The sequence below is a fragment of the Streptomyces uncialis genome, from assembly GCF_001905345.1.
Taxonomy (GTDB): domain Bacteria; phylum Actinomycetota; class Actinomycetes; order Streptomycetales; family Streptomycetaceae; genus Streptomyces; species Streptomyces uncialis.
Genome location: NZ_LFBV01000007.1, coordinates 18,747 through 33,318 on the forward strand (window position 1 = coordinate 18,747; position 14,572 = coordinate 33,318).

Genomic DNA, 14,572 nt, shown 5'->3' on the forward strand with positions numbered 1-14,572 from the left:
ATGTTGAAGTCCTCGCACACGGACGACGCGTCGTCGGCGCCGCTGTCGCCGACCCAGCACGCCATCTGGGTCGCATGCCGGGCCGACCCCGACGCTCCGGTATACCGGGCGGCCGAATGCGTCCAGGTGGAAGGGCCGCTCGACCGGGCTCTGTTCGAGCAGGCGCTGCGGCGCACGGTGGACGACGTCGACTCCCTGCGGGCCAGATTCGTCGAGACGGCGGATGGACCACGCCAGCTGATCGGCGCCCTCCCGCCGTGGGAACCGGCATGGCTCGACTTCCGGTCACAGCCCGACCCCCGGGCCGCCGTCGACGAGTGGATACGCAAGGACCTCGCCCGCCTGATCGACCTGGCCGCCGACCGGTTGTTCACCTTCGCCGTCTTCCGGATCGCAGACCATACCTACCTCTGGTACCAGGGCTATCACCACATCGTCATCGACGGCGTCGGCTTCGCACTGCTCAACCAGCGGTTCGCCGAGGCGTACAACGCCCTGACGGACGGCCTGGCCGTGCCCGCCGCGTCCATCGGCTCGGTGCGGTCACTCGTCGACGATCACGAGGAGTACGCCCGCTCCAGCCAGTTCCTCGAAGACCAGGCCTACTGGTGGGACCGCTTCGCCGACCTTCCGGAGCCGGGTCGGCTGGCCGGGGAGCCGCCAGCGGGCTGGACGGTTCCGGTACGACGGCGCGCGGCACTGCCGGAGCGGTCCCTGGACGCGCTGCGGGACGCGCGGCAACGGCACGGCGCAAGGACGTCCCGGCTGATGTTCGCGGCTGCCGCCGTGCTGGTACACCGGCACTCCGGAGCCGGTGATGTCGTCCTCGGACTGCCGGTCACCGCACGGGTCACCGAGACGGCGAAGACGGCAGCCGGCCCGCTGGTGAACGTGCTGCCGCTGCGGCTCTCGGTACGGCCGCAGACTCCGGTGCGCGAGCTGGTCGAACAGGTCGGCGCTGAGATCAGGGCGGCGCTGGCCCACCAGCGCTATCCCGGCGAGCGGCTGCGCCAGGAGCTGAGGGCACGCGGTATGGGACGCTCCGTGTGGGGGCCGGCGGTGAACGTCATCCCGTTCCACTACGGTGGCCGCCTGGGCGGCGCCCGCATGGTGACGTCACGTAATATGTCGGTCCGTCACATTCACGACATGAGCTTCAGCGCCTACCGGCGCGCCGACGGCGGGCTGGACATCGATCTGGACGCTGATCCGCGGCTCTACACGGACGGCGAAGTCGCAGGCCATCACGAGGCGTTCGGGCAACTCGTCGGGGAGATCACCGAGGCGCTCGACCACCCCGGTCGTACGATCGCCGACCTGTCAACGGTGGGGCGCGAACGCCGGGAGGCGCTGAACGGTTGGGGACGCCCGGCCGGACCGCCCGTCCCCGCACGCACCTTCTCCGACCTCTTCCGGGAAGTTGCGGCACGGCACGGGGACGCGCCGGCGGTGGAGCTGGCGGGCGCGCCCTGCGTCGGCTACACGGAGCTGGACGAACGGGCCGACGCGCTGGCCGGGCTACTGCTCGCCAGGGGCGTCGGGCCGGAATCGCTCGTCGCGGTCGCGCTGCCCCGCTCCGTCGACCTCGTGGTGGCTGTGTTGGCCGTGATGCGGGCCGGCGGCGCCTACCTGCCCGTCGATCCGGCGTACCCGCGAGACCGTATTGTCCGTATGCTTGCCGACGCCCGGCCGCAGTGCCTGCTCACCGTGGAAGGACTGGCCGAGCAGGCCGGGACGGAGGACACACCCGTCCTCCTCCTGGACGCTCCGGCCACCCGGGAGGAGTTGTCCGGGACGGCTCGCGCCTCAAGCGGCGCCGCGCCCGCCGTGGCCCCCGACGTCCGGAACACGGCCTACGTCATCTACACCTCCGGTTCCACCGGAGTTCCCAAGGGCGTCGCGGTGACCCACCAGGGGGTGGCGGCCCTCGCGCAGGCCCAGCAGCGGGCCTTCCGCGTCGGCCCGGGGTCACGGGTGTTGCAGTTCGCCTCGATCAGCTTCGACGCCGCGTTCTGGGAACTGGCCATGGCATTGCTCTCCGGTGGCACCCTCATCCTCGCGCCACATCCGGACGAGCTGCTGCCACCCGAGCTGGGGCGCTTGCTCAGCGAGCGGAGGATCACCCACGTGACCCTCCCGCCGGCGGTACTCGCGGCTCTCCCCGACGGGGCGATACCCGAGGGAGTCACCCTCGCCGTGGCAGGCGAGGTGTGTCCGCCCGAGCTGGTGGACACATGGTCGCCCGGCCGTAAGATGATCAACGCTTACGGCCCCACCGAGACCACGGTGTGCTGCACCACGAGCGAGCCGTTGAGCGGCGGCACCGGCTCGCCGGTCCCGATCGGCAGCCCTTTCGCGCTCTCGGGCATTCACGTGCTGGACCACGCCCTGCAACCGGTCCAGCCCGGAGTCGCCGGCGAGGTGTACGTGACGGGGCCGGGCCTTGCCCGCGGCTACCTAGGCCGGGCCGGTCTGACCGCCGAGCGCTTCGTGGCGAACCCGTTCACCGGCGACGGCGACCGCATGTACCGCACCGGCGACCTGGCACGGTGGCGGGAAGACGGCCGGCTGGAGTTCATCGGACGCGCGGACCAGCAGGTGAAGATCCGCGGTTTCCGCGTCGAGCTGGGCGAGATCGAGTCCGTACTGCTGGCGTCGGACGGAGTCCGTCAGGCGGTCGCCGTCCTGCGCACCGAGGGCGTACGCGAGCCGCAGATCGTCGCCTACGTCGTACCCGAGGGCACCGCTGCCCTGGATGTCGACGCGGCCCACGGACGGCTGGCCGAGACGCTTCCCGCCCACATGCGCCCGCACGCGATCCTCGAACTCGGCGCCCTGCCGGTCACTCCTCAGGGCAAGGTGGACCGCGCCGCCCTACCGGCCCCCTCCCGAACGGGTGGGACGACGGCCACCGACCACGGGTTCGTCAGCCCGCCGCTGACGCCGCGGGAACGACAGCTGTGTGCGCTCTTCGCCGAGATCCTCGATATCGATGCCGACACGGTCGGGATCGACCGGAGCTTCTTCGAAATGGGCGGACACTCCCTGCTGGCGGGGCAGCTCGTGGTCCGCATCCGTGCCGAACTCGGCGCCCACTGCGGCATGGAGACGGTCTTCCTCGCGCCGACGGTGCGGGAGCTCGCCGAACGTCTGGGGGACCGTCGGGCCGGCTCCGACGACGATCCCGTCCGCCGAGGCCCGGTTCCGGCACTCCGCGACGGCGACCTGGAGCTGTCGTTCGCGCAGCGGAGGCTGTGGTTCCTGCAGCAGCTCGAAGGGCCCAGTACCGCGTACAACATCCCGCTCGTCCTCAGCCTCGGCGGTGAACTCGACCAGAGCGCCCTCGCCGCGGCACTAGGAGACGTCGTCGACCGCCATGAGACGCTGCGCACCCTCTACCAGGACCGCGCGGGACGACCGGTCCGGCGCATCCTCGCCGAGGGCGGCCCGGCGCACCCTGGACTGGCCGTCGTGGCCACCGACGACTCGCGACTGCGCGAAAGGCTGACCGAGGCCGCGGCCGACACCTTCGACCTGTCGGCCGAGCCCCCGCTGCGGGCCGTGCTGTTCGCCCTTGACCCGGGGCGGCACGTACTTCTGCTGCTGCTGCACCACGTCGCCGCCGACGCCGAGTCGCTGGGCCCGCTGATGCGCGACCTCCTGGCCGCCTACGAAGCCCGTCGCGCCGGACAGGTTCCGGCCCTGACGCCCCTGCCCCTGCAGTACGCCGACTACACCGCCTGGCAACGCCGCATGCTGGGCGACGAGGCAGACCCGGACAGCGTCTCCGCCCGGCAGATCGCCTTCTGGCAGAAGACACTGGCCGGTCTCCCCGACCACCTCGACCTGCCCTTCGACCGGCCGCATCCGGCGGGCGTCAGCACCGCACCCGCCGCGCTGACCGAAATCGACCTCGACCCGGCTCTCCACAGCCGCATCGCCGGCCTCGCGCGGTCCGCCGACGCCAGCACCTTCATGGTGCTCCAGGCCGCCCTGGCGGCGCTGTTGACCAGACTCGGCGCCGGCGACGACATCGCCGTCGGCGCGGCCGTGGCGGGGCGCTCCCACACATCCCTCGCCGACCTCGTCGGTCTGTTCGTCAACACGGTGGTGCTGCGCACCGACACGTCGGGCAACCCCGCCTTCCGTGAACTGCTGGGCCGGGTGCGCCGGGCGAACGCCGCGGCCTACAGCCACCAGGACCTGCCGTTCGAACGGCTGGTGGAGGCGCTCAAGCCTCCGCGTTCGATGTCCAGGCACCCGCTCTTCCAGGTCATGCTCTCGATGGACAGCTCCCGGCGGGTGCTGCCGTCCGTGGCCGGCCTGGAACTGGAGCTGACGGGCATGCCCACCGGGACGGCCAAGTTCGACCTGTCCTTCAACGTTCGGGAATCCTTCACGGCTGAAGGCGATGCGGACGGGATCAGGGCGACCCTGGAATACCGCGCCGATGTCTTCTGCCCAGACACCGCTCGGGCTCTGCTGGAGCGATACGTCCGTCTGATCGAGGCGGTCACGCAGGACCCGGGCACGCGGATCGGTGACGCCCGTATCCTCGCCGACGACGAGCACCACCGACTACTGCACGACTGGAACCGGACCGAGGCACCACACACGTTGGACGATGTGGTGGCGCGAGTCAGCGCCATGGCCGACCGGCGACCGGACTCGGTGGCCGTCACCGACGATGACGGTGACGTGACCTACCGGGAACTCGTGGCGCGGATGGAGCTGGTGGCAAGCCGGCTACGGGCCCATGGCGCGGGGCCGGACACGGTGGTCGGCGTGCTGGCCGACCGGAGCCGCTGGGCGGTGACCGCGTTCCTCGGCGTTCTCGCGGCCGGAGCCGCGTACCTTCCCCTGGAGACGGGTGCACCCGCGAGCCGGTCCGCCGCCCTGCTGACCGACGCGGGAACGCGTTGGCTGCTGGCCGACCCCCGGCACGGAGACCTCGCGGCCGCCGTCGCGAAGGGCGCGGCCGGCACGGTGGCCGTACTGGAGCTCACCGGGGACGGCGAAGAACCCATCGGCGGTACGCGCGTGACACCGGCGCCCGACCAGCTGGCGTACGTCATCTTCACGTCCGGTTCCACCGGCCGTCCCAAGGGCGCGATGGTCCACCACCGGGGCATGAACAACCACCTGCTGGCCAAGGTGGAGAGCCTCACCCTCACCGCTGAGGACACGATCGTCCTCAACGCCCCGCTCACCTTCGACATCTCGCTGTGGCAGATGGTCGCCGCCCTGCTCGTCGGCAGCCGTACGCTCGCGGTCGGACCGGACCTGGCGGCCGATCCAACGGGGCTGTTCCGGTCCGTGGCCCGTCAGGGGGTCACCGTCCTGGAAGTGGTGCCCTCCCTGCTGCGGGCCGTCTTGGAGGCGTGGGACGACGGGACGCGGGTGCCGCCGCTGCCGAAGCTGCGCTGGTTGGTCGTCACCGGCGAGGAGCTGCCCGCCGAACTGAGCCGACGCTGGCACGCCCGCTTCCCGGACATCCCCGTCGTCAACGCGTACGGTCCGACCGAGTGTTCGGACGACGTCACCCACGCCATCGTCGCGCAGCCGCCCACGCGGACCACGGCACCCATCGGCCGTGCGATCCGTAACACCCGGCTGTACGTGCTGAGCGATGAGCTCCAGCCCGTACCCGTCGGAGTCGTCGGCGACCTGTACGTCGCCGGTACCGGAGTCGGCCGGGGATACCTCGGCGATCCGGCCAAGACCGCGGGCACCTTCGTGGCAGATCCCTTCACCGCCGACGGCGGCCGTCTCTACCGCACCGGCGACCGGGTGCGGTTCCTCCCGGATGGGCAGCTCGAGTTCCTGGGCCGCCGCGACACGCAGGTCAAGATCCGGGGACGACGGATCGAACTGGGGGAGGTGGAGGCGCAAATGCGCGCCCAGCCCGGTGTGACGGATGCGGTGGCATCCGTGGTGACCGGCCTGGGCGGACACCCCCGACTCGTCGGGTACATCGCCGGCAGCCAGGACACCCGGGCGGTGCGGGAGGCACTGTCCGCACAGCTGCCGGACCATCTGGTGCCGTCCGCGGTGATGGCGCTGGACGCGATCCCGCTGACGCCGAACGGCAAGACCGACCGCAAGGCGCTGCCCGTGCCGGAAATGCCCGGCGCGCTGAGCCGGGCGCCGGGCACGCCGCAGGAAGAGATCCTGTGCGGGCTGTTCGCCGACGTGCTCGGCGTGGACCGGGTCGGCACCGACGCCAGCTTCTTCGACCTCGGCGGCCATTCCCTACTGGCCACCCGGCTGGTGTCGCGGATCCGTGTGAAGCTCGGCGTGGAAATCACCCTCGCGACTCTGTTCCGGGCACCGACCCCTGCCGGCCTCGCCCGGCGGCTGCCGGGCGCCGGGCCGGCGCGTCCGGCACTGGTGCGGCAGACCCGTCCTGGCGTGCTGCCGCTGTCCCCGGGACAGCAACGCCTGTGGTTCCTGCACCACCTCCGGCCGGACTCCACCGAGTATCACGTGCCGGTCGTGCTCGACATCGAGGGACCGCTCGACTCCGCGGCTCTGGCAGCGGCGCTGGAGGATGTCGTCCAGCGGCACGAGGTCCTGCGCACGCTGTATCCAGCCGACGGCCCCGAGCCCCACCAGCACGTGCTCCCGTTCGCGGAGCTCCGACTCGAACTGCAAGAAACCCCGGTCGAGCAGCTGTCCGAGCTGGTGCAGGCCCGCGTCGACCGGCCGTTCTCCCTGGCGACCGAACCGCCTGTCCGGGCGGCGCTGCTGTCCACACCGGGCGCCGAGGTCCTCGTCCTCGTCCTGCACCACATCGCCTTCGACGGCTGGTCGCTCGACGTCTTCCTCCGGGACCTGGACACGGCCTACCGGTCACGCTCAGCCGGGCAGGAGCCGGGCTGGGAACCGCTGCCGGTGCAGTACGCGGACCACGCGCTGGCGCAGCGGCAGCTGCTGAGGGACACCTCCGACGCCGGCGGTGTGCTCAAGGACCAACTGGGGTTCTGGCATGTGGCGCTGGCGGACCTGCCTGAAGAGGTGACGCTCCCGACGGACCGGCCGCGCCCCGCCGCGCCGGACTTCGCAGGTGACATCGTGCCGCTCGGACTCGACGGACAGGTGTGGGACGGGGTACGGAACCTTGCCCGCACCAGTGGGGCGACCGTCTTCATGGTCCTGCATGCCGCGTTGACCGCCCTGCTGTCACGGCTGGGCGCCGGAGACGACGTGCCGGTCGGCACCGTGGTAGCCGGACGGGGCGACGAACTGCTCGACGACCTGGTCGGCTTCTTCGGCAACACGGTGACCCTGAGGGTGTCGACCGCGGGCAACCCCCCGTTCGCCGACCTGCTGGACCGTACACGTACCGCGGACCTCGCGGCCTTCGCTCACCAGGATGTGCCCTTCGAACAGGTGGTGGAGGAGCTCAACCCGAGGCGGTCGCTGTCGCACCACCCACTGTTCCAGGTGATGCTGGCACTGCAGGACACCCCGCAGACGGAGCCTGCTCTGGGCGGTCTGACCGTGCGCCGCCGGTTCGCGGGGCTCGGGCGGGCGAAGTTCGACCTGTCCTTCCTGTTGCGCTCAGCGGACGACGGACTCACCGGCGGCGTGGAGTACGCCACGGAGCTGTACGACCGGTCCACAGTGGAGAGTCTGGTCACGGCGCTGCGCCGAGTGCTGACAGCGGTCGTCGCCGACCCCGGTGTCCGGCTCGGTGACATCGACCTGCTGGGCGCGCGCGAGCGGACTGACCTCGTGCGCCACCGCAACGACACCCGCCACCCGGTGCCGTACGAGACCGTCGTCGAAGCCTTCCGGGCCCAGGCGGCCAAAACACCCGACGCCATTGCCGTCAGCGCGCCCGACGCCGTGCTGACCTACCGTGATCTGGACGCCCGGACCGATCGCCTCGCCGGGATGCTCACCCACCGGGGCGCCGGGCCCGAGCGGTTCGTCGCGATCCTCCTGCCGCGCGGTGCGGAGCAGATCGTGGCGGTGCTCGCGGTCCTGAAGTCAGGGGCCGGCTATCTGCCGCTCGACGTGGACCATCCCGCAGAGCGGCTCCAGGCCGTCGTGGGCAGTGCCAGGCCGGTCGTGGCGATGACCACCGCCCTACTCGCCCACCGGCTCCCGCTGCCGACGCTGCTGGTGGACCAGGACCCGCCCGGGACGGCAGCGCCCGTTCCCGCGCCGCCCCGCCCCGGGCACCCGGCGTACGTGATCCACACGTCCGGCTCGACGGGCACGCCCAAGGGCGTCGTGATCGAGCACCGTGCGCTCGCTCACTACGTGGCGTGGGCGGCGACGTCCTATCCCGGCGTGGGCGACCGGACCCTGCTGCACTCGCCGATCACCTTCGACATGCCCGTGACCACGCTGTTCGCGCCGCTGGTGTCTGGGGGCAGGATCGATGTCGGCGACCTGGAAACCGGTCCCACACCCGACCGGGGATACAGCCTGCTGAAGATGACCCCGACTCATCTGGCCATGCTCGGCGAACCGCACCCACAGTTCGCGGCCGGATGCGATCTGGTGGTCGGCGGGGAGCAACTGCCCGCGGAGCTGGCCGAGGCGTGGTTGTCCCGCGTACCAGGGATGACGATCCACAACGAGTACGGTCCCACCGAGGTGACCGTCGGCTGCGTGCGATTCTCGGCGTCCTCCTCCACTCGTCTGCCCGCGGGCGGTGTGCCGATCGGGCGCCCGGTGTGGAACACAGCCGTCTACGTGCTGGACGCATGGCTCAACCCGGTTCCCGTCGGGGCCACGGGTGAGCTCTACGTGTCCGGCGCGGGGCTGGCGCGCGGATACCTGGGCGCCGCGGGTGCCACCGCCGAGAGGTTCGTGGCCGACCCCTGGGCACAGGGACGCCGCATGTACCGCAGCGGGGACCTCGTGCGGTGGACGGCGGATGGCCTGCTCACCTTCCACGGCCGGGCCGACGATCAGGTCAAGATCCGCGGCTTCCGGGTCGAGCCCGGCGAGGTCGAGGCGGTCCTGGGCCGCCATCCCGTGGTGTCCCGGGCGGTCGTGATCGCGCGGGAGCAGGACCTCGTGGCCTACGTGAGCGCGACATCGGCGGTGACCCCGGGCGACCTGCGCGCGTGGGCCGCCCAGATGCTGCCCGCGCACCTGGTCCCTGCCCTGTTCGTCGTGCTGGCGGAACTGCCCACCACCACCAGCGGCAAGGTGGACCGACGCGCCCTGCCGGAGGCGTCGGCCCGGGGCAGCGGCGGTGCACTGGGCGACCCGGTCGTGGAAGTTCTGGCGGGTGTCTTCGGCGAGGTACTGGGAGCCGAGCAGGTCGGTGCCGACGACGACTTCTTCGACCTCGGCGGGCACTCGCTGTCGCTGCTGCGGCTGGTGAACCGGATTCGTACGGTGTTCGGCCGCGAGGTGCCCGCGCGGGCGGTGTTCGAGCATCCGACGGTGCGCTCGCTCGCCGCCCTGCTCACCGGAGCCCGCGACGCACGGCCGGCGCTGCGCCGGGGTCCGCGCCCGCAGCGGGTGCCGTTGTCGTCGGCGCAGCGCCGCCTGTGGTTCCTCAACCGGATGAACCCCGAGGACTGGAGCTACAACGTACCCCTGTTGCTGGACCTGGAAGGGACCCTGGCTCCGACGGCGCTGGAGGCTGCTCTGGCGGACGTGGTCCAGCGGCACGAGCCGCTGCGCACCGTGCTGCCCGGCGACGACGGGGAACCGTGGCAGGAGGTCCTGTCCGGCCCCGAGGCCCTGCCCGGCATCGTGACGCTGGAGGTCACCCCGGAGGAGGTGGCCCGGAAGACCGAGGACGCCCAGCGGTACGCGTTCGATCTGGCCGCCGAACCGCCACTGCGGGTATGGCTGCTGAGCACCGCGCCGGACCGCCACCGCCTGCTGCTGCTTCTCCACCACGTCGCCGTGGACGGCATGTCCATCGGTCCGCTGCTGCGCGACCTGGACGAGGCGTACCGGGCCCGGTACGCCGGGCGGGCTCCGCAGTGGCAGCCGCTCGCGGTGGACTACGCGGACTACGCGATGTGGCAGCGGGACATGCTCGACGATCCGGACACGGACAGTGCGCGGAACCAGGGTGTCGCGTTCTGGAGGTCCGCGCTCGCCGGACTTCCCCACGACCTGCCCCTGCCGGTGGACCGCCCGCGCCCCGCGGTACCGGGCCTCACCGGCGGAGTGGTGCCCTTCACTGTGGACGCCTCGCGGTGGGGGCAGATCAGGTCGCTGGCGCGCAGCTGCGGCGCGAGCGTCTTCATGGTGCTGCACGCAGCGGTCACCGCCCTGCTGTCGAGGCTCGCCGCCGGGGACGACGTGCCGGTCGGCACGCCCGTCGCGGGTCGTGGGGACGAGGCCCTGGACGGCCTGGTCGGGTTCTTCGTCAACACCGTGGTGCTGCGGGTGTCCACCGCCGGAAACCCCTCCTTCGCCGAGCTGGTGGAGCGCACGCGTGAGTCGGACCTCGCCGCGTTCACCCATCAGGACGTGCCGTTCGAGCAGGTCGTGGACGAGGTCAATCCGGCACGGTCGCTGTCGCGCCACCCGCTGTTCCAGGTGATGGTCACACTGCAGAACGCACCGGAAGCGATGGCCGGGCTCGGGGACCTCACCGTCAGTCGGACCGTTCCCGACATCACCGCCGCCAAGGTGGACCTGGCGTTCGGGTTCACCGACGACGCCGACGAGGGATGCCGGGGTGCTGTGCAGTATTCCGCAGACTTGTTCGACCGCTCGACCGTCGAGCGGCTGGCGGCCATGCTCGACCGGTTGCTGCGCGCGGTGGTCGCCGAGCCGGGTCGGGCCATCGCGGATCACGACCTGCTCGGTCCGCAGGACCGGGACCTGCTGTCCCGGCACGGCAGCGGCGTCCGGAACGGTGTGGCCGGCCTAAGCATCACGGACGCCTTCGCCGCGCAGCAGGCCCGCACCCCGGACGCGGTCGCCGTGACCGACGGCGCCGACGCCCTGACGTATCGTCAGCTCGACCGGAAGGCCGAGCTGTTGGCCGACCGGCTCGCCGAACTCGGCGTCACCGCCGAGACAAACGTGGCCGTTCTGCTGGAACGCTCGCGAGATCTGGTCGTCTCGGCCCTGGCGGTCCTCAAGGCCGGTGGCACGTACGTTCCGTTCGAGCCGGAGGACGCGCCGGTCCGGGTAGGTGCCCTGGCCCGGCAGGCCGACGCGGTCCTTCTGCTGACGCACACCCGGCTTCGTGACCACGACACCGTCCGGGACTCCTGGGTACCGGTGGTGTTCGCCGACGCGCACAGCCGGGCGGGCGCACCGAGACGACGCAGGGCCCGTCGCCCCGCGCAGCTCGCCTACGTCATGCATACGTCGGGTTCAACGGGCACGCCGAAGGGCGTCGGGATCAGCGATGCTTCCGTGGTCGCCCTGGCGGCCGACCGGTGGTGGTCCCACGGTGCCGCCGAGCGCGTGCTGATGCACACCTCCCCCGCCTTCGACCCCGCCACCTTCGAGCTGTGGGTACCGCTGCTCACCGGCGGATGCTCGGTCGTCGCACCCTGGCGGCGGCACCCCGAGCCGCATCTGCTGGCGCGCGCCGTGGCCGAGCACGGCATCACCGGAGTCGCCTTGTCCGCCGCGGTGTTCGAGGCGCTCGCCACCGCGGACCCCAGCTGCCTGCGAGGCCTGCAGGAGGTGTGGACCGGCGGCGAGAGCATGTCGCCGCAGGCGACCGCGCGTGTGCGCGAGGCAGCTCCCGGCACACGGCTGACAAACAGCTACGGGCCGACCGAGACGACCTTCGCGGTGGTACAGCACACCGTGGACGCGGACGGCCCGGCCGGCCGTGTGCCGATCGGCCGGCCGATGGACAACGTCCGCTGCCATGTGCTGGACGACCGGCTCCGACCGGTCCCCCTCGGTGTGCCCGGCGAGCTCTATGTCGCCGGTCCCGGACTCGCTCGCGGGTACCTGGCCCAGCCCGGCGGATCGGCGGAGCGTTTCGTGGCCGACCCCTTCGGCGCGCCGGGGGAGCGGATGTACCGCACCGGGGACCGGGTCCGCTTCCGGCCGGATGGCGAACTGGAGTTCCTCGCACGGACCGACCAGCAGATGAAGATCCGTGGCCACCGGGTCGAACCCGGCGAGATCGAGGCGGCGCTGGCCGCGTGCCCGGACATCGCACGCGCGGCGGTCGTGGTCCGGCAGGACCGGTTGGGCGTCCCTGTCCTGGTCGGCTACGTTGTCCCGGAACCGGGCGGACCGGCACCGTCGGCCGAGGCGCTCCGTAGCCGGCTGGCGGCGCTCCTGCCCACGCCCATGGTGCCCGCCGCATTCGTGGAACTCGCCGAACTGCCCCTGACACGCAACGGCAAGGTCGACCGCCGGGCCCTCCCGGCACCCGCCCAGGACCCGGGCCCAGCTGCCGTCCGACCGCCCCGCAACCGAACCGAGACGGTGCTGTGCGAGGCGGTCGCCGAACTCCTCCGACTGGAACAGGTGGGCATCGACGACAACCTGTTCGATCTTGGCGGGGACAGCATCCTGTTCATCCAGCTCGTCAGCCGGATGCGGACCGCCGGTCTGCTGCTCGGCGTCCGGGACGTGTTCACCCACCAGACGGTCGCCGACCTGGCCCGCGTGGCCCGGCCGGTCGCCGAGCACCGGGACGTATCCGACGAGTCGGCGAGCGGTGTCCTGCCGCCCACGCCGATCATGCACTGGCTGCGTGAACTCGGCGGCCCCGTGGAGGCGTTCAACCAGTCCATGACCGTGCGTGTTCCAGCGTCGGTGAACCGCGCCCGGCTGGAGGAAGCCCTTCAGACGCTGCTCGACAGGCACGACATGCTCCGCGCGAGGCTGCACTCGGACTGGACCCTGGAGGTCCCTGAGCCCGGTGCCTGCCGTGCCGCGCCGCTGCTGCGGCGGGCGGACGCAACCACCGCGGACGAATCCGTACGGGCCGCCGAGGGCGCGGCGGCCTGCGCACGCCTCGATCCGTGGAACGGCGTGATGCTGCAGGCCGTCTGGTTCGACGCCGGCCCGGCCCGGCCCGGACGACTGCTGCTGGTCATCCACCACCTCGTCGTCGACGGGGTCTCCTGGCGAATCCTGCTGCCGGACCTGGCGGCTGCCTACCGGGCCGCAGAGGCGGGCCGTGCGGCGGCACCAGCGCCGGTGACGTCCTCCTTCCGCGGCTGGGCCAGGCGACTTTCCGCCGCCGCACAGGACCCACAGCGGCTGGAGGAACTGCCGTGGTGGCGCCGTACTTCCGCCGCGGGACCCGGGCTGTTCGGCGAGGACGGTCCGGTGCCCGATCGGGACACCTTCGCCGACCTCGGCCGACTGCGTACCACCGTGCCCACGGAACTGACGTCGGCGATCCTCGGCGAGGTGAGCGCCGCCCTGAACCTCCGGGTGGACGAGGTCCTGCTGTCCGCCCTGGCGCTCGCGGCCGGCGAGTGGCGTCGCCGAGGGCGGCTCCCCGGCCAGGGCGTGCTCGTCGACGTCGAGGCCCACGGCCGGGACCTGTCCGGGGGAATGGAGGGAATGGACCTGTCCCGCACGGTCGGCTGGTTCACCCGGATGCATCCCGTCCGGCTCGACCCCGGCACGGTGCCGCCGCAGGACCTGCGTACCGGCGGCCATGCGGTGGAGCGCGCCGCGCGCCGGGTGAAGGAACAGCTGCGCGGGTGCCCCGACGGCGGAGCCGGATACGGCCTGTTGCGCTATCTGACGCCGGACGGCACCGGTGAGGCCCTGACCCGTCGCCGGGCCGAGATCGGATTCAACTACCTCGGCCGGTTCGAGGTCTCCGACGAGGCGGACTGGCTTCCGACCGCCGACCCCGTGCCCGTGCCGGCCGCCGATCCGCGGATGCCGGTGCCGCACACCCTCGAACTGACGGTTGTCTGCACGGACCTGCTCCGGGGCCCGGAGTTCGCGGTCACCTGGAGTTGGGCGCGCGCCCTTCTCGGCGAACAGCAGGCGGCTGACTTCGCCGGCCTCTGGAACGAGACGCTGGCAGCGCTGTGCGCCCGCGCCTGCGCGGGAGGCAAGGCCGGCCGCACTCCTTCCGACGTCCCCCTGGTCTCGCTCAACCAGGAGGAACTGGACCTGCTCGAAGAGAAGTGGAGTTTCTGATGGACCGCTCCGGAGTCGTCGACGTACTTCCGCTGTCGCCCCTGCAGGAGGGCATTCTCTTCCACGCCCAGCTGGGCGACGGGCAGGCCGATCCCTATGTGGTGCAGCTCGTCCTGGCTCTCGACGGGCCGATCCGTGCCGACGGGCTGCGGCATGCCGCCGAGCGGATCTTGACACGGCACCAGAACCTGCGGGCCGCCTTTCTCAGCCAGCGCGAAGGCGCGCCCATCCAGGTCGTCCCGCGCCGCGTGGAGGTGGCATGGCAGCAGCACGACCTGAGCGCACTGCCACTGCCGGAGCGGGAGACAGAACTGGCTCGGCTGCTGCAGGAGGACCGGGAGGCCGGATTCGACCTGGCCCGGCCGCCGCTGATCCGGTTCGCCCTGGTCCGGCTGGCACCGGACGCACACCGCTTCGTGGTGACCAACCATCACATCCTGCTCGACGGCTGGTCCGGCCCGCTGATGCTGCGCGACCTGTTCTCCGTGTA

The 14,572-nt window shown here is 71.9% G+C and carries 2 protein-coding genes (1 of these 2 running past the window's edge); both read left to right on the forward strand.

What is annotated here, in order from left to right; translation table 11 throughout:
• Entirely contained in the window at window positions 1–14,082 is a 14,082-nt protein-coding gene (locus AB852_RS24900; RefSeq protein ID WP_073792439.1) for a non-ribosomal peptide synthetase, read from the forward strand.
• On the forward strand, window positions 14,082–14,572 hold the 5' end (the start) of the coding sequence (locus tag AB852_RS24905; protein ID WP_073792440.1) for a non-ribosomal peptide synthetase. Its footprint extends 17,347 nt past the window's final position; the window shows 491 of its 17,838 coding nt (coding positions 1–491); its start codon is at window positions 14,082–14,084; its stop codon lies beyond the right edge, outside the window. The genes AB852_RS24900 and AB852_RS24905 overlap by 1 nt, the downstream gene beginning before the upstream one ends.

Coding starts and splice junctions, on each gene's coding strand:
- AB852_RS24900 (WP_073792439.1), top strand. CDS start 1: ATGTTGAAGTCCTCGCACACGGACGACGCGTCGTCGGCGCCGCTGTCG.